Origin of the sequence: Rhodobacter aestuarii (assembly GCF_900156655.1) — a bacterium.
GTDB classification, from domain to species: domain Bacteria; phylum Pseudomonadota; class Alphaproteobacteria; order Rhodobacterales; family Rhodobacteraceae; genus Rhodobacter; species Rhodobacter aestuarii.
Map to the genome: position 1 here is coordinate 60,539 of NZ_FTOG01000013.1, position 19,368 is coordinate 79,906.

The window sequence follows — 19,368 nt, forward strand, 5'->3', positions numbered from 1 at the left end:
GCGAAATCAGAGCCCTTCAAGACACATGGCAACGCCCATGCCGCCGCCGATGCACAAAGTGGCCAAGCCCTTTTTAGCACCCGAACGTTTCATCTCAAAGACAAGCGTGTTCAGGATCCGGCAGCCCGAAGCGCCGATCGGGTGACCGATGGCGATGGCGCCGCCGTTGACGTTCACCTTCGACGTATCCCAGCCCATGTCTTTGTTGACGGCGCAGGCCTGCGCGGCAAAGGCTTCGTTCGCTTCGATCAGGTCAAGATCAGCGGCGTTCCAACCGGCTTTTTCCAGCGCCTTGCGCGACGACGGGATCGGGCCACAGCCCATGATCGACGGGTCAAGCCCGGCGGTGGCGTAAGAGGCAATCCGCGCCATCGGGGTCAGGCCGCGTTTGGCGGCTTCTTCTTCGGTCATCAAAAGCACCATCGCGGCGCCATCGTTGATGCCCGAGGCATTGCCCGCGGTGACGGTGCCTTCTTTGATGAAGGCGGGGCGGAGTTTTTGCATCGATTCGATGGTGGCGCCGTGGCGGATGTATTCATCGGCATCGACGACGATATCGCCTTTGCGGGTTTTCACCGTGAAGGGTGCGATTTCATCGACAAATTTGCCAGCTTTTTGAGCGGCTTCCGCTTTGTTTTGCGAGGCCAGTGCGAATTCGTCCTGCATCTCACGGGTGATTTCCCATTGGGCGGCCACGTTCTCGGCGGTTTGGCCCATGTGGTAGCCGTTAAACGCATCCCACAAGCCGTCTTTGATCATCGAATCGATCATCTTCATGTCGCCCATTTTCGTGCCCGCGCGCAGATGCGCGACATGGGGGCTGAGCGACATGTTCTCTTGCCCGCCCGCGATCACGATATTGGCGTCGCCGAGCATGATGTGCTGCGCGCCAAGCGCGACGGTGCGCAGGCCCGAGCCACAGACTTGGTTGATGCCCCAAGCGGCCGATTCGATCGGCAGGCCCGCTTTGATATGCGCTTGGCGTGCCGGGTTTTGCCCCTGACCGGCCGAAAGTACTTGGCCCAGAATCGTTTCCGACACCTCGGCTTTGTCGATTCCGGCGCGTGCGACCACCGCTTCGATCACCGCAGCGCCCAGATCATGCGCCGGCGTATTGGCAAAAGCGCCGTTGAAGCTGCCCACGGCGGTACGCGCCGCCGACACGATGACGACATTGGTCATGAAAATTCCCCTCCTCACAGGATTACGGGCGCTCTGCGCCCATTGCCGCTGTGCAGCATGCCCGAAGGAAAGGTCAGGTCAAGCAGATTTGGGAATATTTTTGCGCGATCACGCAATTTTATTGCGCGCGGCGAAAGCTACTTCCGCCGGCGCTTAACCTTGCGCCTGCTTTGTCGCCGGGGCTTTCCACGGCGGCATGATCGTTGGCGCGCCGAAGTAATAGCCCTGCATGCAATCGATCCCTGCATGGGCGAGCCATGCGGCATCTTCGGCGCTTTCGACCGCTTCGGCAACGGTGAACATCTCAAAATGCTGCGCAATCGACATGAGCGCCTGGGTCAGCACCTGATTGTCGCGATTGCGGGCAATGCCGGTGATGAATTGGCCATCAATCTTGAGAATGTCGAAGTAGAACTCGCGCAGGTAACGAAACGAGGTGTAGCCCGCGCCGAAATCATCCAGCGCAAAGGAAACGCCCTTCAACTGCATGTCTTGCATGAAGACCGAAACAAGTTCCGGCATCGCCATGGCCGAGCTTTCGGTGATTTCGAGAATCAGCCGCTCTGCCACCGTCTCGTCGGCGGCCAAACCACGCTGCAGGGTTTTCGTCCATTCCGGCCAGCCGATCGAGCGCGCCGACATGTTCACCGAAAGCCGCAGTTCATGATCTTCGGCCAGCGACATCAGCCCCATTTCCAAGGTGAGACAGTCGATCTTCCGGCCCAGTTCGGTGGTTTCGATGGTTTCGATGAAATCCTTGGCGGGAATCACGCGCCCCGTGTCATCCAGCACCCGGATCAGCCCTTCGTAGAACGCCGGTTTGTCTGGGCGCGAGGTCTGCACCACGGGTTGGAAAGCGAGCACCACATCGCGCCGCTCAATCGCGCGGGCAACCATAGAAAGGGTTTCGCGGTCCCGTTGGGAAACAGCGAAAGCCAGCGGATTGCTATCGGCGGTCGCAATCGGGTCTCGCAGCGAAACTGGGCGCTTAGGCATTATCCACTCCTTGCAGGTCCGACACAGGATCGGCAATTTGGGCTAAGAACAGATTAAGCTCGGCCAGCTTTGTCATGTTTGGTTAATCATGAAGATTTTAGCGAACAGGTCGCATTTCCGGGGCGGATAAACCGCTCGGTAACGCTGTCAGGGTAAACAGAGGGCGCACACCCCGTGTTTCCCGCGTGACCTATTTGCCTTCAGGATGATCATGACCGAGCAGACCGACCTTTCCCGCGTGCAAGAAGGTGAAACCCACTTTGGGTTTGATGAACTCTTCTATTCGCGGACAGATAGCCGCGGCATCATTCGCGCAGGCAACCAAGTGTTTCATCGCGTCTCTGGCTTCTCATGGGAGAAGCTTTTGGGCGCGCCGCACAAAATTGTGCGCCACCCCGATACGCCGCGCGGTGTGTTTCGTATTTTGTGGAGCGCCTTGGGCGCGGGCCACCCGATGGGCGCCTATGTGAAGAACCGCACCCGTGACGGAGAGCATTACTGGGTCTTTGCGGTGCTGATGCCGGTTGAAGACGGGTTTCTTTCGGTGCGGCTCAAGCCTTCGACCCCGCTGTTTGATCGTATCCGCGATACCTACACCCGCATCTCGACGCGCGAGCGGGCAGAAAACCTCGATCCGGAAGTGAGCGCAGATTTGCTGCGCAAAGTCGCGGCGGATGAGGGTTTTTCGAGCTATACCAGCTACATGGCTTTTGCCTTGGGGCAAGAACTTGCGGCGCGCGACAAAAAGCTGGGCCGCCCGGCGGACCCGCGCACCACGCGTCTGATCGACATGAACAAATCGCTTGAACGCGTGACGCAAGAACAGATGAAACTCTTGCGCAGCTTCGAAGCATTGCAATCTATTCCGAACAACATGCGCATTGTTGCCTCGCGGTTGGAGCCCTCGGGCGGGCCTGTTTCGGCAATTTCGGAAAATTACAAAGCGTCTTCGATGGTGATTTCCGAACGCCTTCGTAGCTTCGTGGCGGGGCGTGACAACCTCTGCGATCGGGTCTCGCGTCAGGCGGCGCGCGCCTTGTTCCTGATGGGGTCGAACCGGGTTCTTGCCGAGATGAACGAGAACTTCGCAGATGCGGATCCGGTTGAAGGGATCGACTGGGATCAAGAGCGCACGATGCTGCGTCAGCTTGAAATGGATACCCGTCGGGCCACGCGCGACGCGATGGAGCAGGCTGTGGGCCATGCCGAGGGGCTAAGCCGTTCGAGTGCCGAGATTCGCCGTCAGATGCTGGGTCTTGATACGATTCGGGTTTTGGGTCGCGTTGAGTGTGGGCGGATGCGTGAAACCAGCGGGGGGCTTTCCTCTACGATCGATCAACTCGACATCTTCCACGATGACATCAAAAAGCGTCTCGAATCGATCATGCGCCTGTCGGAAGAAATTGGCTCGGCGATGAACCTGTTCTTGCGCAGCGAGCCGTAACGCGCGGGGCGCGAAGCTTAGTCGCTTCGCCCCTATTCGCTCCGCAAAGCGTTGATCATCGCTTTCGCTTCGGGGCTGGACCAATCGGCCGGCCCCAGCAATTGCGCCACAATCTGCCCTTCGCGGTCGATCAGCAGTGTCGCTGGCAAGCCGGGCAGACCAAGCGCGCGGCTGAGCCGCTCTGTCTCGTCAATGAAGCGGGGCAAGTGCGTGACCTCGGCGCGCTCAAAGAAGCTTGCCACTTTGCGCTGCGTGTCGCGCGAACTGGCCGCCACCGTCAAAACCTCAAAATCATCGCCCGACTCGGCGGCTGCCAAAGCCTCGAGATCGGGCATTTCTTTGCGGCACGGCGCGCACCATGTCGCCCAAAGGTTCAACAGCACCACCTTGCCGCGGTAATCCGCCAAGGTGCGGCTTTCGCCCAATTCATTCACAAATGGGATCTCGGGTGGGGCGAGCCTTTGGCTGAACACAACCACCTTTTTCATCTCGCCCTCGCGCAGGCTGGCCAAGTCTGCGGCAGCCGCGCCATTTGCGCAAAGCGCCAGTGCCGTATAAAGGACGATCAACCGCAGCATGTTGCCTCCGACAAAGGGCCAGACGATGACCGACGACACGAAATCCTCCAACGCCATGTGGGGCGGGCGCTTTGCCGCTGGCCCGGACGCGATCATGGAGGCGATCAACGCCTCGATCTCGTTCGACAAGCGACTCTACGCGCAGGATATTCGCGGCAGCCGGGCCCATGCGGCCATGTTGGCGGCGACGGGCATCCTCAGCAATAAAGACGCCGAAGCGATCGGGGAAGGCCTGCTCACGGTCTTGTCAGAGATCGAGGGCGGCGATTTCCCGTTTTCGACCGCGCTGGAAGATATTCACATGAATGTGGAGGCGCGGCTGAAAGAGATCATTGGCGAACCGGCTGGGCGGCTGCACACGGCGCGCTCGCGCAATGACCAGGTGGCGACCGATTTCCGGCTTTGGGTGCGTGATCAGGCCGATGCGGCGATTGCCTCGCTGACGGCGTTGATGAAGGTCATGGTCGCGCAGGCCGAACAAGGCGCCGATTGGGTGATGCCGGGCTTTACGCATCTGCAAACCGCGCAGCCGGTGACATGGGGCCATCAAATGATGGCCTATGTCGAAATGTTCGCCCGGGACCGCTCGCGCTTTGAAGATGCGCGCAAGCGGATGAACGAATGCCCCTTGGGCGCAGCGGCGCTTGCGGGCACCGGCTTTGCCATTGATCGCCACATGACGGCAGAGGCTTTGGGCTTTGATCGCCCGGCGGCCAACAGCCTTGATGCAGTGTCGGATCGCGATTTCGCGCTTGAGTTCCTATCGGCCTCGGCCATTTGTGCGGTGCACCTGAGCCGCTTGGCGGAAGAATTGGTGATCTGGTCCTCGGCCCAATTCCGTTTCGTGGCGATGTCGGACAAATGGTCCACCGGCTCGTCGATCATGCCGCAAAAGCGCAACCCCGATGCCGCCGAACTGATCCGCGCGAAAATCGGGCGCATCATGGGGGCGACGGTGGCGCTCTTCACCGTGATGAAGGGCCTGCCGCTCGCCTATTCCAAAGACATGCAAGAAGACAAAGAGCAGGTCTTTGATGCCGCCGATACGCTGATGTTGGCGCTTGCCGCGATGACCGGCATGATCGCCGATCTGACGGTGAACACCGACAAGCTGGAAGCCGCTGCTGCGAATGGCTTTTCCACCGCGACCGATTTGGCCGATTGGTTGGTGCGCGAAGCGGGGCTGCCGTTCCGTGATGCTCACCATGTGACCGGCACGCTCGTGGCAATGGCCGAAGGCAAAGGCTGTGACCTGCCCGATTTGACGTTGGAAGACATGCAATCGGTGCATCCGGCGCTCAACGATAGCGTTTATGACGTGCTGGGGGTTCACAACTCGGTCGCCTCACGCCAATCTTACGGCGGCACCGCGCCCGACCAAGTGCGCGCACAAGTGGCTCGTTGGAAGGAACTTCTGGGCTGAGGTCGGAGGGAAACATGCGTCTGATTTTGTTGAACTTTGCCTTGGCCAGTTTGGCCGCCTGCGGTGTGGGTGGCCCGCCGCAGCCGCCAAGTGCCGTGACCGAAGCCCCCGTTTCGGGCGAGGTCAGCTTTGGCGTGACGGGCAGCCTGTGAAGAGCGCGGGGCTGATTGGGCTTATGGTGCTGGTGCTTGGTGCCTGTTCGAGCCCGCGCGCCAATGTTTATGCCGACCCTTCGGGTGAGGTGACCACCTCGGCCTCTACCGGGGTGGGGCCTGTGCGGGTCGGCGTGAACAGTTCAGGCGGCGGCTATGTCGGCACCAAGATCGGTTGGCTTGGTATCGCCGCCGGATTTTGATCTGTCGGATTCTGGCCCTCCACCTTCCGCGCCGCTTTCCTTGCAGGCTGTGAAGCGCTAGGAAGCGCGAAACAGAACCGAGGGCGCGATGGATCATTTTCTTTACAAAGATGGCGTGCTGCATGCCGAAGATGTGGCAATTCCCGAGATTGCCGCCGTCGTGGGCACGCCTTTCTATGTCTATTCCGCCGCCACGCTCACGCGGCATTTCCAACTGTTTGATGCTGCGCTTGAGGGCACCGACCATCTAGTGTGCTTCGCGATCAAATCGAACTCCAACCTCGCGGTGCTGAAACTGCTGGGCAATCTGGGCGCGGGGATGGATGTGGTTTCGGGCGGCGAATATCGCCGTGCCAAAGCTGCTGGTGTGCCGGGGGAGCGGATCGTCTTTTCCGGCGTGGGCAAAACCCGCGAAGAAATCACGCTCGCGCTGACGGGCGGCATTCGTCAGTTCAACGTCGAAAGCGAGCCGGAACTGTGCGCGATTTCCGAGGTGGCAAGCACTTTGGGCGTGGTCGCGCCGATCGCCTTGCGTGTGAACCCCGATGTTGATGCGAAAACCCATGAAAAAATCGCCACCGGAAAATCCGAAAACAAATTCGGCATTCCGATTGCCAAAGCTCGCGCGGTTTATGCTGAAGCGGCAAAACTGCCGGGCATCGCGGTGGTGGGCGTCGATGTGCATATCGGCAGCCAGTTGACCGAGTTGGAGCCTTTTGAAGCCGCCTTCACCAAAGTGCGAGAACTCACCCTTGCTTTGCGCGAAGATGGCCATGACATTCGTCGCCTTGATCTGGGCGGGGGCTTAGGCATTCCCTATACCCGCTCCAACGAAGCGCCGCCGCTGCCCGTCGAATATGGTGCGATGATCAAACGCGTTCTTGGCGATTTGGGGTGCGAGATTGAAATCGAGCCGGGGCGGCTGATTTCGGGCAATGCGGGGCTGATGGTCTCGTCGGTCATTTATGTCAAAGAAGGTGAGGGGCGGAACTTCCTGATCCTTGATGCCGCGATGAACGATCTGGTGCGCCCCTCCATGTATGGCGCGCATCATGACATTGTGCCGGTGATCGAGGCGGAACCGGGCACCGAACCCGCCGCCTTTGATGTTGTGGGCCCCGTTTGCGAAACGGGCGATACCTTTGCAAAGGGCCGCAACCTGACGCCGATGGGCGAAGGGGACTTGGTCGCCTTCCGTTCGGCGGGCGCTTATGGCGCGGTGATGGCGTCGGAGTACAATTCCCGCCCGCTGATTCCCGAAGTTTTGGTCGAAGGGGATCACTTTGCGGTCATTCGGCAAAGACCGAGCTTTGAGGAAATGCTCGCCCGCGATAGCATTCCGGTGTGGCTCTAATCTAACCGCAGAGCCCGGAAAGGTTGCATGACGAAGCCGCCGCCCCTTCCGGGCGACCCGCTCGCCCCGCTGGCCCGTCCGCTTTTGTGGACACGGGCCGGTTTGGTGTTGGAGCGGTTGGCGCGCGCCTTCTGGCCTGTGCTGACATTCTTGGCATTCGCTTTTGCTGCACTGTCTTTCGGCGCGCTGCGGTATCTGACGCCCGATGAGTTGGCGATTGCCACGGGTGCGGCGATCTTTGTGCTGATTGTATTGGGCGCGCCGGGGCTGCGTCGATTTCGTTGGCCAAGCCTGGATGAGGCCGTGGCGCGGCTCGATGCCACGCTGCCCGGTCGCCCGCTGGCTGCATTGACCGATGATTTGGCGCTTGGTGCGGCTGATCCGGCAAGCCGTGCGCTTTGGGCGGCGCACCGGGGCCGCATGGCCGCAGCTGCCGCTGCCGCGCGCGCGCCAACGCCAGACCCGGACCTTGCGCCCCGCGACCCCTTTGCCTTGCGGCTGTCGGCACTCACGGCGGTGCTGATGGCGCTGGTTTTTGGCAATCCGGTGGGGATGTTTTCCCCAGAGCACCGCCTTGGAGGCCCCGGTGCGGCGGTTGCCGCGATGGGCCCCACATGGGAAGGCTGGGCCGAGCCGCCACGCTACACAGGCCGCCCCGGGCTTTATCTCAACGGGTTTGAGGGCGATGACCTTTATCTGCCCGAGGGCACGAAACTCGCGTTTCGCTTTTATGGTCCGCCCGGATCGGTGCCATTTTCGGAAACCGTGTCGAGCCCTGCTGCCACGCCGGAAAGGGACGAAAATCCGGCCGTGCAAAGCCATGACTTTATCGCCGAACGTTCGGGGGTGATTGATGTTGGTGGGCCGATGGGGCGGCTCTTTCAGGTGATCGTTCTCTCGGACAACGCGCCGGAGGTGGAATTGCCCGCGATTGCCGAGCGCCGGGCCGATGGCAAGATGGCGCAACCTTTCCATGCCTTCGACGATTATGGCGTAGTGCGCGGGCAGGCGCGGATCAGCCTCGATCTGGGCGCGATGGATCGCCGCTACGGGCTCGCGACAGACCCCGAGCCACGCGATGATTTGGTGTTTGACCTGCCGCTGCCGATCAGCGGCTCGCGCGCCGATTTCTCTGAAATGCTGATCGAGGATGTGTCGGAGCATCCTTGGGCAAACCTGCCCGTCAAGCTGACGCTAGAGGTCGAAGATGGGCGCGGCCAGATTGGCAGCAGCGGCGAACAGGCGTTTGAACTGCCGGGACGGCGGTTCTTTGACCCGCGCGCCGCCGCGCTGATTGAATTGCGCCGCGATTTGTTGTGGTCGCGCGAGAATGCGGTGCGCTCTGCCCAAGTGTTGCGCGCCGTGCTCAACCGTTCAGACGATCTGTTCCCGGCACCGGAAATGGTGGAAATTCTGCAAGGCGTGGTAGAGCAGATCGAAGCGGCCTCGCTCACGCCAGAGGTGCGCGATGCTGTGGCCAAGCTCTTGTGGGATATGGCGGAGCTTCTGGAAGATGGTGGCTTGGCCGATGCTTTGGCGGCGATGCAGCAGGCCCAAGAACGGCTGAGTGAGGCGATCCGCAATGGCGCCTCGAAAGACGAAATCGACAAGCTGATGCAGGAGTTGAAAGAGGCGACGGATCGCTACCTGCAAATGTTGGCGGAACGTAGCCAGCAAGAAGAAGGGCCGCAGTTTGGCCAACAACAGCCAAGCCAGCAGATCACCGGCGACCAGATCCAACAGTTGATGGATGAGATCCAAAAACTGATGGAGGAAGGCCGAATGGCCGAGGCGCAAGAACTCCTCGATCAACTGGCGCGGATGATGGAGAACATGCGCGTCACCCAAGGCCAAGGCGGGGCAGGCGATATGCCCGGTGGGCAGACGATGCAGGACTTGAGCGAGACGCTGCGCGAACAGCAAGACCTGTCAGACGAGGCCTTCCGGCAAATGCAGCGCCCGCCTGAGGCGGGGCAGGGTGGTCAAGGCGGGCAAGAAATGTCACCAAACGGCGAGGCGCAACCGGGTGACGCGGCAGGGGAAGATTTGGCGGCGCGTCAACGTGCGCTCCGCCGTGAGTTGGAGCGGCAAAAAGGTCTGATGCCGCGCCTTGGCGGCGACGCGGCTGAGGCGGGGCGGCAAGCGCTGGATGAAGCAGGCCGCGCGATGGAAGAGGCTGAAGAGGCCTTGCGCGACGGCCAACTGGGCCGCGCGCTGGATGGGCAGGCCGACGCGATTGAAGCCTTGCGCGAAGGTCTGCGGCGGCTGGGCGAGGCCTTTGCGGAGGAGCGGGGCGAAGGATCGCGCGGGGAAGGCAATCTGGGCGAGCAGCGCGGCGGTGACCCGATGGGCGGTCAAGGCACGCGTGAATTGCCGCGTGACCCGCTCGGACGGGCGGTGGGCGAAGGCAGCCGGATTGGCTCGGATAGTAACCTGTTGCAGGGCGACGATGTGTATCGCCGGGCGCGCGATTTGCTGGATGAAATTCGTCGTCGCACTGCGGAACGTCAGCGCCCCGAAGCTGAGCGCGATTACCTGCGCCGCCTGCTCGACACTTTCGGGCCGCGTTAAAACGCGCCGCAAGCGTTGGCGAGATAATGATTGAGGCGCGGAGGCTTAGCCCCCAGCGGCTTGCAGTTTTACGATCAGCATCCGCAAAAGCCCGTCCAACAACAGCCGCGCAGTATCGGCCATGGCGACATAGGTTTCGAGCACGGGCAAAAGTGCGGGAACGGCCGCCCCAATACGCGGTGCAAAGATATAAAGCACAACCAGCGCGGCCACCACGATGACCACCGACAAGAACCCGGTTCGGAAGCCGGAGCGGGTTTCGGCGCGCATCTGCGGGGTGCCTTTGGCGGCGAGGTCGCCAGTGCGATCCGCGCTGGCGCGAAGAGTAGAATTGATCTCGTCAATATCGGGGAGGCGCTTGGCGGCACGGGCGCCGGGCTCTTGCACCGGGCCTTCGGTCAGATCGGCGGCGCGTTCTTCCTCGTCAGAGTCCGCGCTCGACAGATCACTGAAATCGAGCGTCTGACGTGCCGCAGGCGCTGTGGGCCGCGGCGGTGGTTTCGGCATTTCGACCACCGGCTCAAATTTCGGCTTTGGTTTGGGCGCAGGCGTCGTCGGGGCCACGCGCCGGGGCATCACGTCGGCCGTGCGAGCGGGCTGCGCGCCAGGCTCTTCTGCGCGCGGTGCAAGGTTCATTTCTTCTTGCGTTTCGAGGCTTTGGCCCTCCGCCTGACGCGCCGCGGCTTCGCGCTCGGCCTCTTCGCGCAAGATCGCTAGAAGGTTCTCGTCCAGCGCGCGACGTGGCACGACACCCACGCGTGGCGCAGGCCCAACCTCGCTGCGCTCGGCGCTGAGGAGCGGTTCTGAAGCGTCCGGTTCGAGATAGTCTTCCTCGGGCGCAGGGGGCGGCTCTGGCGCAGCGGTCACCTCTGCGATTGGCTCTTCTTGCGGGGCCTGCTCCGCTTGCATCAGCGCTGCAATCGCTGCCTCTGCCGTATCTTCCCCGATGTTTTCCTCAGCCTCTGCCTGAACTTCGGGCGTCGACGCTCGCGGAATGACGGGCGTGGTCACCGGCGGCAATTCGGAGGGCTCAGGTTCGACATCTTCTTCCATGTCGAACGGCTCGCTCCAGTCGACCGCGTCTTCCTCTTCTTCGGGGCTTTCGGCGGCCTCAAAGATCGAGGCTTCCTCGGGGGCGGCCGGGGGCGGTTCCGGGTTTGGCGTCGGTTCTGGGCGGGCGCTCGGTGCGGGCTCGGGCGGCGTTTCGCTAACGGGTTCGGGAACCGGTTCTTCGGCCACGTCCCAGCCTTCGGGGGCGCCCTGCGCGTCTTCGCGGCGGGCCTCTTCGGCGGCAATCATTTTTGCACTGGGCTGGAACCACGTCTGACCGCAACCAGAGCACTGCACATCGCGCCCGGCTTCAGGGATGACGGAGTCATCTACCTCATATTGTGCACCGCATCTCGGACAGATGAGCCGCATGCGTTCCTAGCCTCGTCCTGCCTTGGCCATTCTGGCCTTTTCTATATATATGTTGTAGCAAGCCCGGTGAAAAACTCCAAGCGTTTGCGTATATTTGCACGCATCTGGCAACAGGTGCCACAAGAAGGGGCCGGCAGTGATCGAGCTGCAAGATGTCGCTGTAGGATATGGCGGAACCGAGTTGCTGGCAGAGATGTCGCTCAAACTCGTGCCGGGGTCGTTCCATTTTCTGACCGGGCCTTCGGGCGCGGGCAAAACCACCTTCCTAAAACTTTGCTATGCAGAACTTCTGCCATCGTCTGGTTTTCTAGGTCTTTACGGCCAAGATGCGCGCACCATGAGCCGCGATGACATCGCCCAGATGCGCCAGCGCATTGGGGTGGTGCACCAAGATTGTCAGTTCCTTGATCACCTTTCGGTTGCGGAAAATGTGGCGCTGCCGCTTACCGTTGCAGGCAAGCCGATTGATGGGCGTGAATTGGTGGAGCTTCTGTCGTGGGTTGGGCTGAAGGCGCAGATGAACGCGCTGCCGCCGCAGCTTTCGGGCGGGGAACGCCAGCGCGCGGCACTTGCGCGTGCCATCATCATGTCACCCGAGGTGATTGTCGCCGATGAGCCCACCGGCAACCTTGATTGGGAAATGTCTTTGCGGCTGCTTAACCTTTTGGTTGAGCTGAACAAAATGGGCAAAACGGTGGTGATCGCCACACACGATTTGAACCTGATCCGGCAGGCGAAGGCGCAGGTTTCCGCGCGGGTTTTGCGCATTGCCAATCGGCGGTTGCAACTGGCTGGGGCGGATTTGTGATGCGGTTGAACCCGTTTTCTCGTGAATTGTCCTCGGCCGATCGGGTGGTGCCGCCCACTGGCTTTACGGCCAATCTGACGGTGCTAACGGCTGCTGCGATGGCGTTTTTGGCCGTCTTTGCGCTGGCGCTTTCCTTGGCATCTGGGCGGCTGGCGGACCGTTGGGCCTATGCTTTGGCGCGCTCTGCCACCATCCGCATCTCCGCCCCGCCCGAGCAGATGGAGGTGCAGACGCGCGCGGTATTGGATGCGCTCGCCACGACGCCGGGGGTGAAAAGCTATCGCCCCTTGGAAGATGACGAGATGCGCGATCTTTTGGACCCGTGGTTTGGCCCCGATCTTCCGGTCGAGGATTTGCCACTGCCGCAATTGGTGGAATTGGTCGAAACGGCTCAAGGCATTGATGCCGAGGGGCTGCGGCTGCGGCTTGCGGCAGAGGCCCCGGGCGCCGTGTTGGATGATCACACCCGTTGGCGCCGCCCGTTGGTGGCTGCGGCCGATAAGCTGCGCTGGCTTGGTTGGTTGTCGCTCGTGCTGATTGGCGGCGCGATGGCGGGGATGATCACGCTCGCCGCGCAGGCCGCTTTGGCCGCGAACGGGCAGGTGATTCGCACCCTCCGCTTGGTGGGGGCGCAGGATGCTTTTATTGCCCGCGCCTTCGTGCGCCGCTTCACGCAACGTGGCTTTGTTGGCGCGGCTTTGGGCACGGGGCTTGGCATGGGCGCGGTGGCGCTTTTGCCTGCGGCCGATGCCGCTGGCGGCTTTTTGACCGGGCTGGGCTTTACCGGCACCGGCTGGCTTTGGCCGCTTGCGCTTCCGGTGCTGGCCGCGGTAGTGGCCTACGGTGCCACCCGCGCCGCCGCTTTGCGCATGCTCAAGGGAATTCGCTGATGATCGTCGTGCAATACCTCCGCTCCATCTTCTTCATCGTGCAGATGTATGTGATGCTTGCCGTCTTCGCGGTGGGCGGGCTGCCCTACGCGCTGATCGGTGGGCGCCGCGCCGCCATTCATGTGTGCCGGGGCTATTGCAAATGGGTCTGCTGGTCGGCGGGCTGGGCCGTGGGGTTGAAAACCGAAATCCGTGGTCCGATCCCGAAAGGCGATGTGTTGATTGCCGCCAAACACCAGAGCTTTCTGGATATTCTGATGATTTACGCTGCCATTCCGCGTGGCAAGTTCATCATGAAAAAGGAGCTGGTCTGGACCCCGTTTGTCGGCTGGTATGCTTACCTGATTGGCTGCATCCCGGTGGATCGGGGCAAGCGCGGCGCGGCGATCAAGGCGATGCTGGCACAGGCGAAAAATGCGCGTTTCGCGGGCGGGCAGTTGGTGATTTTCGCGCAAGGCACCCGCGTCGCGGCGGGGGCGAAGAAGCCCTATAAAATTGGTGCGGGCGCGCTTTACACCGACCTTGGCCTGACCTGCGTGCCTGCGGCGACCAATGTGGGCGTGTTTTGGCCGCGCCACGGCATTTTGCGCAAGCCGGGTGTGGCGATTGTGGAGTTTCTGCCCGAGATCGAGCCGGGGCTTCAGATCGGCGATTACATGAAAAAGATTGAGGCTGAAATTGAAACCGCCTCGGACCTGTTGATGGCCGAGGCGGGATTCAAAGTCGCTTGAGGTCTGGGAGGGCGGTTTAGGCCGCCAACCCTTTCGAGCCCATTTCGATGAATTTCTTGCGGCGGTCCGAAATCAGGCCCGCGCGTTTCTTGCCCGAAAGCTCGTCCAGCATCTTGCCGATTTCATGGCCAACTGCGGTAATGGTGGCCAGACGGTCACGTTGTGCGCCACCTTTCGGCTCGGGAATGATCCGGTCGATCACACCCAATTTCTTGAGGTCTTGCGCAGTGAGACGCAGTGCTTCTGCAGCCTCGCGCATTTTTTCGGCGTCTTTCCACAAGATCGAGGCGCAGCCCTCGGGCGAGATCACCGAATAGACCGAATGTTCGAGCATCGCGATCCGGTTCGCCGTGGCAAAAGCCACCGCGCCACCAGAACCGCCTTCGCCAATGATCACCGAAATAAGCGGCACGCCGAGCTTGAGGCATTGCTCGGTTGAGCGCGCAATCGCTTCGGCTTGGCCGCGTTCTTCGGCGCCTTTGCCCGGATAAGCGCCGGGGGTGTCAACGAGCGTGATGACGGGCAGATTGAACCGATCGGCCATATCCATCAAGCGGATCGCTTTGCGGTACCCCTCGGGGCGAGCCATGCCAAAGTTATGGGTGATGCGGCTCGCGGTGTCGTGGCCCTTCTCATGGCCGATCACCATCACCGGGCGGTCGTCAAAGCGGGCAAGCCCGCCCATCACCGCATGGTCATCGGCAAAGTTCCGGTCGCCCGCAAGCGGCGTGTATTCGGTGAAGAGCGCGTCGATATAATCGCGGCAATGTGGGCGGTCCGGGTGCCGGGCGACTTGGCATTTGCGCCAAGGCGTGAGGTCTTTGTAGAGGTCCGTCAGCATCTGCGCCGCTTTTTTATCCAGCGCAGCGGCTTCCTTTTCGACATCCATGCCCGGGTTCGCCCGCGCCATTGCGCGCAATTCCTCCGCCTTGCCCTCAATTTCGGCGAGCGGTTTTTCGAACTCGAGATAGGTGGTCATCAGCCCCTCCGTGACGCAGTCTGCGCTTATATGACCGCGCGAAAGGGGATTTGCAACTGACGCGGGGGGAAGCGAAGGGTTCTGACGGATGCCTGCGGCAATCGGTGTCAACCGAAACGCCCCGGCCGACGGACCGGGGCGTTCCTGTTCCCTCATGCAGCCGGGCCTCCCCTCCCTGCCGCTCCGGGATTCGAAACGATTCGTGTCACGAATCGTTTACATCACGCTCAAGCTTTAATCATTTCCGACTGTCTGACAATAACTTCTGCCTGCCGAATAGAAGCAATATCGACCAAACGGCCCTTGTAAACGGTTGCCCCGGCGCCTTCGGCTTTGGCCTTCTCCATCGCGGCCAAAATTTCGCGTGCTTCGGCCACCGCTTCATCCGACGGTGTGAAGACTTCATTGGCCAAAGTGACCTGTTTCGGGTGGATCGCCCATTTGCCGACCATGCCCAAAGTGGCCGAGCGCAGCGCTTGCGCGCGGAAGCCTTCATCATCCGAGAAATCGCCAAACGGGCCATCGACGGGCAAGATGCCATGCGTCCGGCAAGCGGCCACAATCGCGGCCTGCGCCCAATGCCACGGGTCGGACCAGTATTTCGCCCCTTCGCGCAGCATGTAATAGTTTTCTTGCGTGCCACCGATGCCGGTGGTCGCCATCCCCATCGAGGCGGCAAAATCCGCCGCGCCAAGGCTCATCGCCTGCAAGCGGGGGCTGGAGGCTGCGATTTCTTCCACATGAGCAATGCCAGCGGCTGATTCGATGATCACCTCAAGGCTGATACGTTTCTTGCGGCCCTTGGCGGCCTCAATCGCGCTCACCAGCGCATCCACGGCATAAACATCCGCCGCGCAGCCCACTTTCGGGATCATAATCTGGTCGATCCGCTCAGAACCGTCTTCAAGAAGCTCCACAACGTCACGATACCAATAGGGCGTATCAAGCCCGTTGATCCGCACTGAAAGGTATTTGGTGTTCCAATCGACGTTGTGCGAGGCTTCGATGATATTGCGGCGCGCTTGCGCCTTGTCATCTGGGGCGACCGAATCCTCGAGGTCGAGATTGATCACATCCGCTGCCGAAGCCGCCATTTTCTCAAAGATCGCCGGACGCGAGCCGGGGCCAAACAATTGGCAGCGGTTGGGACGGGCAGGGGCGGCGGGCTGGACGCGGAAGCTCATGAATTCCCTCGGCAAGTATGTTTCGTGATTTGTCGTGTTTTCGGTATAATGTTGCGCGGCCATATGCAAGGTTATTTTGCAGTCGCAGAAACTATGCGCCGAAACGGTGATGAATTTTGCAGCAGCTTGAAAAGGCGCAAGAATCTTCGAGCAAATCGGCAATTGCCGGAAGAAGTGTGATCTAAAAGCGCCAAATGGCCGCAAGATACTAAGGAAATTTGCCGAGAAACTCGCGATTTTCGGCGAAATCCTTTCCCCGAACCTGCGGAGCCTCCTATGTCGCTGATCGAGACCCCCTATCTGCTTTTCCTTGGCGATGCGCCGGACCAACTCGCCGCTAAGGTGGCGCAGGGCATCAAAGATTGGCGGCCTGAATTCGCCGTAGGCCAGTTCCGGATGGAGGGCTGCAAGGCCGATCTGGGCCTGCCGGATATGACGCTGGAAGAGGCAAAGGCCGCAGGCTGCAAAACGCTGGTGATTGGCGTGGCAAACCGCGGCGGGGTTATCTCGCAAGCGTGGAAAAAGGAATTGGTCGCGGCGCTGGAAGAAGGCTTCGATCTGGCCTCTGGTTTGCACAACCTTCTGCGTGGCGAGCCCGATCTGGTGGCCGTTGCCGAAGCTTGCGGGCGGTCTTTGCATGATGTGCGCGTGCCCGAAGTGGATTACCCGATCGCCAATGGCGTGAAGCGCAGCGGCAAGCGGCTTCTGGCCGTGGGGACCGATTGCTCGGTCGGCAAAATGTATACCGCGCTTTGCATGGAGCGTGAGATGCGCGAGCGTGGTATGAATGCCGATTTTCGCGCCACCGGTCAGACCGGTATCTTGATCACCGGCGATGGCGTGCCGCTTGATGCGGTGGTGGCCGATTTCATGGCGGGCTCGATCGAATGGCTGACGCCTGACAATGACGCGGATCACTGGGATCTGATCGAAGGGCAAGGCAGCCTCTTCCACGTTAGCTATTCCGGGGTGACGATGGCGCTCATTCACGGCGGTCAGCCCGATGCGCTGGTGCTGTGCCATGAACCTACCCGTGCGCATATGCGTGGCCTGCCGGGCTACAGCCTGCCGGGGCTGGATGCGCTGCGCGATCTGGCGCTGCAAATTGCCAAGGTGGGCAACCCGGCCTGCCAAGTGGTTGGTATCTCGATCAACACGCAAAACATGCCCGAAGCTGAAGCGCGGGCCTATATCGCCAAGGTCGAGGCAGAGATGGGCCTGCCCACCACCGACCCGTTCCGCTTTGGGGCCGCAAAGCTGGTGGACGCGCTCGCCGCGATCTGAAACCCTGCACCGCGTGCCAAGGCCAAGGCTTTGGCACGCCGATGACGAATAAAAGAAAGGGCAGGGCATGATCTCCGTAACGGCGGATACATTCCGGCTGGCCGAAGTTTTCACCATTTCCCGCGGTAGCCGCACCGAGGCCAAGGTGCTGACAGTGCGTGTGCTTCGCGGTGCTGTGGCAGGTTGGGGCGAATGCGTGCCTTATGCGCGCTATGGCGAAAGCCTTGAAAGCGTGACCGCGCAGATTGAGGGGCTGCCCGCCAATATCTCGCGCGAAGATTTGCAATATGCGCTGCCGCCGGGGGCTGCACGCAACGCGGTGGATTGCGCGCTTTGGGATCTGGAGGCGAAAGCCGCAGGCAAACGGGTTTGGGAGCTGGCGGGGCTGACCGCGCCGGGGCCGGAAGTCACCTGCTACACGCTTTCGCTTGCCGAACCGGCCGCGATGCAAGCCTCTGCCGCGAAAAATGCGCATCGTCCGATTCTCAAAATCAAACTCGGCACGCCCGATGATATGCCGCGCCTGGAAGCGGTGCGCGCGGGCGCGCCCAAGGCCAAGATCGTCGTCGATGCGAACGAGGGCTGGAGCGCCGAGGTCTATTCGGATCTGGCGCCGCATCTTTTGCGCCTTGGTGTGGCGATGGTGGAACAACCGCTGCCTGCAAGCGAAGACGAGGCGCTTTTGGGCCTCAATCGCCCGGTGCCGGTCTGTGCCGATGAAAGCTGCCATGACCGCAAAAGCTTGCCCGGTCTGAAAGGCAAATACGATCTCGTGAACATCAAGCTCGACAAAACCGGCGGCCTGACCGAAGCGCTCGCGCTGCGCCAGCAGGCGCTGGTTGAGGGCTATGGCGTGATGGTCGGCTGCATGGTGGGCTCGAGCCTTGCGATGGCCCCTGCGACGCTGGTGGCGCAAGGCGCGGCCTATACCGATCTTGACGGGCCGCTTTTGCTGGCGCAAGACCGCGAAAGCCCGCTGAAATATGCGGACGGCATGGTTTACCCCCCCGAAGCCGAACTTTGGGGCTAAAAGGAGAGCGCGATGAGCCGGATCGTTTACCTGAATGGCGAGTATATGCCGGAAGAAGAGGCGAAGATTTCGATCTTCGACCGTGGGTTCGTGATGGGCGACGCGGTTTATGAAGTGACCTCGGTTCTGGGTGGCAAGATCTTGGAATTTGAAGGCCACATGACGCGGCTGGAGCGCTCAATGCGCGAGCTGGAAATGACCTGTGCGCTGACCCGCGAAGAATGGCTCGCCATCCACCACGAATTGGTGGCGCGCAACAATATCGACGAGGGGCTGGTCTATCTTCAAGTCAGCCGTGGCAATGCGGGCGACCGGGATTTCCACTACCCGCCGGAAGGCACGCCGCCGACTGTGGTGCTTTACACCCAAGCCAAGCCGAACCTCGCCAATGACCCGAAAGCAGAGGTCGGGATCAAAGTGATCTCGCTGCCCGATTTGCGCTGGCATCGCCGCGATATCAAAACGGTGCAGCTGCTCTACCCGTCGATGGCGAAAATGGCGGCTGAAGCCGCGGGCAAGAACGATGCGTGGTTTGTGGAAGATGGCGCGGTGACCGAAGGGTCGTCCAACAACGTCTATATCGTCAAAGGCAACAAGATCATCACCCGGCAATTGTCGACCGATATCTTGCACGGCATCACCCGCGCCTCGCTGCTGACCTATGCGGCGGAAGCGCAGATGGAAATCGAAGAGCGCCCCTTCACCATCGCCGAAGCGCAAGAAGCCGATGAAGCGTTCTTCACCTCTGCCTCGGCCTTTGTGATGCCGGTGGTGGAAGTGGATGGCGTCGCCGTGGCGGATGGTAAAGTGGGTCGCGTGGCCAAGCGCCTGCGCGAGATCTACTTGGAAGAAAGCCTCAAACGCGCCGTCTAAGCGCCGTTACGCTCTGAATTCAAAAGCCCGCCTCAGGAATGAGGCGGGCTTTTTGTTTCGCCGAGCCCGGCTTGTGTAAGGCACGCAAAAGCAAAAGGGTCGCCCGAGGGCGGCCCTTTCTTCTTTCCCGATGAGGAAAGATTATTCGATGATTTTCGAGACGACGCCGGCGCCGACGGTGCGGCCGCCTTCGCGGATGGCGAAGCGCAGTTTTTCTTCCATCGCGATCGGGGCGATCAGTTCGACTTCGAACTTCAGGTTGTC

The 19,368-nt window shown here is 61.1% G+C and carries 19 protein-coding genes; 12 read left to right on the forward strand and 7 right to left on the reverse strand.

What is annotated here, in order from left to right; all coding sequences use genetic code 11:
* Nucleotides 1-6 precede the first annotated feature (6 nt).
* Nucleotides 7-1,182 carry an acetyl-CoA C-acetyltransferase gene (locus BW967_RS16490; RefSeq protein ID WP_076486197.1) on the reverse strand — a complete coding sequence of 392 codons (1,176 nt, stop codon included), beginning with the start codon at nt 1,180-1,182 and terminating at the stop codon, nt 7-9.
* Between the two features lie 153 nt (nt 1,183-1,335).
* On the reverse strand, nt 1,336-2,178 hold the full coding sequence (locus tag BW967_RS16495; RefSeq protein ID WP_076486198.1) for an EAL domain-containing protein: 843 nt from the start codon (nt 2,176-2,178) through the stop codon (nt 1,336-1,338).
* A 211-nt stretch (nt 2,179-2,389) separates the two neighbouring features.
* Here BW967_RS16495 and BW967_RS16500 point away from each other — a divergent pair, with 211 nt between their 5' ends.
* The gene (locus BW967_RS16500) at nt 2,390-3,622 is read left to right on the forward strand and encodes a PAS domain-containing protein (protein ID WP_076486199.1); all 1,233 of its coding nucleotides are present in this window, start codon (nt 2,390-2,392) and stop codon (nt 3,620-3,622) included.
* A gap of 32 nt (nt 3,623-3,654) precedes the next feature.
* On the opposite strand, the gene BW967_RS16505 is transcribed toward BW967_RS16500, so the two are convergent.
* Nucleotides 3,655-4,239: a TlpA family protein disulfide reductase gene (locus tag BW967_RS16505; RefSeq protein ID WP_245826592.1), complete on the reverse strand. Its 585-nt coding sequence runs from the start codon at nt 4,237-4,239 to the stop codon at nt 3,655-3,657.
* On the opposite strand from BW967_RS16505, the gene argH reads away from it, so the two are divergent.
* From argH to BW967_RS16525, 5 genes are all read left to right on the forward strand, one after another.
* Nucleotides 4,226-5,623, forward strand: coding sequence for an argininosuccinate lyase (gene argH, locus BW967_RS16510; RefSeq protein ID WP_076486200.1), 1,398 nt, complete (start codon nt 4,226-4,228; stop codon nt 5,621-5,623). The two genes, BW967_RS16505 and argH, sit on opposite strands and share 14 nt — an antisense overlap.
* 14 nt (nt 5,624-5,637) lie before the next feature.
* Complete coding sequence (locus BW967_RS18780; protein WP_175610473.1) at nt 5,638-5,775, forward strand: hypothetical protein; 138 nt, start codon at nt 5,638-5,640, stop codon at nt 5,773-5,775.
* Nucleotides 5,772-5,978 (forward strand): hypothetical protein, encoded by a 207-nt coding sequence (locus BW967_RS16515; RefSeq protein ID WP_076486201.1) that lies wholly within the window; start codon nt 5,772-5,774, stop codon nt 5,976-5,978. Before BW967_RS18780 ends, BW967_RS16515 begins: the two co-directional genes overlap by 4 nt.
* 88 nt (nt 5,979-6,066) lie before the next feature.
* On the forward strand, nt 6,067-7,332 hold the full coding sequence (gene lysA, locus BW967_RS16520; protein WP_076486202.1) for a diaminopimelate decarboxylase: 1,266 nt from the start codon (nt 6,067-6,069) through the stop codon (nt 7,330-7,332).
* Nucleotides 7,333-7,359: 27 nt separating this feature from the next.
* A complete protein-coding gene (locus tag BW967_RS16525) occupies nt 7,360-9,903 on the forward strand; it encodes a DUF4175 domain-containing protein (protein ID WP_076486203.1) in 2,544 nt (847 codons plus the stop codon).
* Between the two features lie 45 nt (nt 9,904-9,948).
* On the opposite strand, the gene BW967_RS16530 is transcribed toward BW967_RS16525, so the two are convergent.
* Nucleotides 9,949-11,325 (reverse strand): zinc-ribbon domain-containing protein, encoded by a 1,377-nt coding sequence (locus BW967_RS16530; RefSeq protein WP_076486204.1) that lies wholly within the window; start codon nt 11,323-11,325, stop codon nt 9,949-9,951.
* Nucleotides 11,326-11,461: 136 nt separating this feature from the next.
* Between BW967_RS16530 and BW967_RS16535 the strand changes: the two genes are divergently transcribed.
* The 3 genes from BW967_RS16535 to BW967_RS16545 are packed head-to-tail and all read left to right on the forward strand — an operon-like array spanning nt 11,462 to nt 13,754.
* A complete protein-coding gene (locus tag BW967_RS16535; RefSeq protein ID WP_076486205.1) occupies nt 11,462-12,133 on the forward strand; it encodes a cell division ATP-binding protein FtsE in 672 nt (223 codons plus the stop codon).
* Nucleotides 12,133-13,023, forward strand: a complete 891-nt coding sequence (locus BW967_RS16540; RefSeq protein WP_076486206.1) for a cell division protein FtsX — start codon at nt 12,133-12,135, stop codon at nt 13,021-13,023. The genes BW967_RS16535 and BW967_RS16540 overlap by 1 nt, the downstream gene beginning before the upstream one ends.
* Nucleotides 13,023-13,754: a lysophospholipid acyltransferase family protein gene (locus BW967_RS16545; protein WP_076486207.1), complete on the forward strand. Its 732-nt coding sequence runs from the start codon at nt 13,023-13,025 to the stop codon at nt 13,752-13,754. The genes BW967_RS16540 and BW967_RS16545 overlap by 1 nt, the downstream gene beginning before the upstream one ends.
* 16 nt (nt 13,755-13,770) lie before the next feature.
* Here BW967_RS16545 and BW967_RS16550 read toward each other — a convergent pair whose 3' ends face one another.
* Nucleotides 13,771-14,733: an acetyl-CoA carboxylase carboxyltransferase subunit alpha gene (locus tag BW967_RS16550; protein WP_076486208.1), complete on the reverse strand. Its 963-nt coding sequence runs from the start codon at nt 14,731-14,733 to the stop codon at nt 13,771-13,773.
* Nucleotides 14,734-14,960: 227 nt separating this feature from the next.
* On the reverse strand, nt 14,961-15,917 hold the full coding sequence (locus tag BW967_RS16555; RefSeq protein ID WP_076486220.1) for an L-malyl-CoA/beta-methylmalyl-CoA lyase: 957 nt from the start codon (nt 15,915-15,917) through the stop codon (nt 14,961-14,963).
* 282 nt (nt 15,918-16,199) lie between these two features.
* Between BW967_RS16555 and dgcN the strand changes: the two genes are divergently transcribed.
* The 3 genes from dgcN to BW967_RS16570 all read left to right on the forward strand — a co-directional run bounded on the left by dgcN (nt 16,200) and on the right by BW967_RS16570 (nt 19,104).
* On the forward strand, nt 16,200-17,201 hold the full coding sequence (gene dgcN, locus BW967_RS16560; protein ID WP_076486221.1) for an N-acetyltransferase DgcN: 1,002 nt from the start codon (nt 16,200-16,202) through the stop codon (nt 17,199-17,201).
* A gap of 67 nt (nt 17,202-17,268) precedes the next feature.
* A complete protein-coding gene (gene dgcA / locus BW967_RS16565; protein ID WP_076486209.1) occupies nt 17,269-18,231 on the forward strand; it encodes an N-acetyl-D-Glu racemase DgcA in 963 nt (320 codons plus the stop codon).
* Between the two features lie 12 nt (nt 18,232-18,243).
* Entirely contained in the window at nt 18,244-19,104 is an 861-nt protein-coding gene (locus tag BW967_RS16570; RefSeq protein WP_076486210.1) for a D-amino-acid transaminase, read from the forward strand.
* Nucleotides 19,105-19,245: 141 nt separating this feature from the next.
* On the opposite strand, the gene BW967_RS16575 is transcribed toward BW967_RS16570, so the two are convergent.
* Nucleotides 19,246-19,368, reverse strand: a 123-nt coding sequence (locus BW967_RS16575) for an EF-Tu C-terminal domain-related protein (RefSeq protein ID WP_449421154.1), incomplete at its 5' end; no start/stop codon positions are given.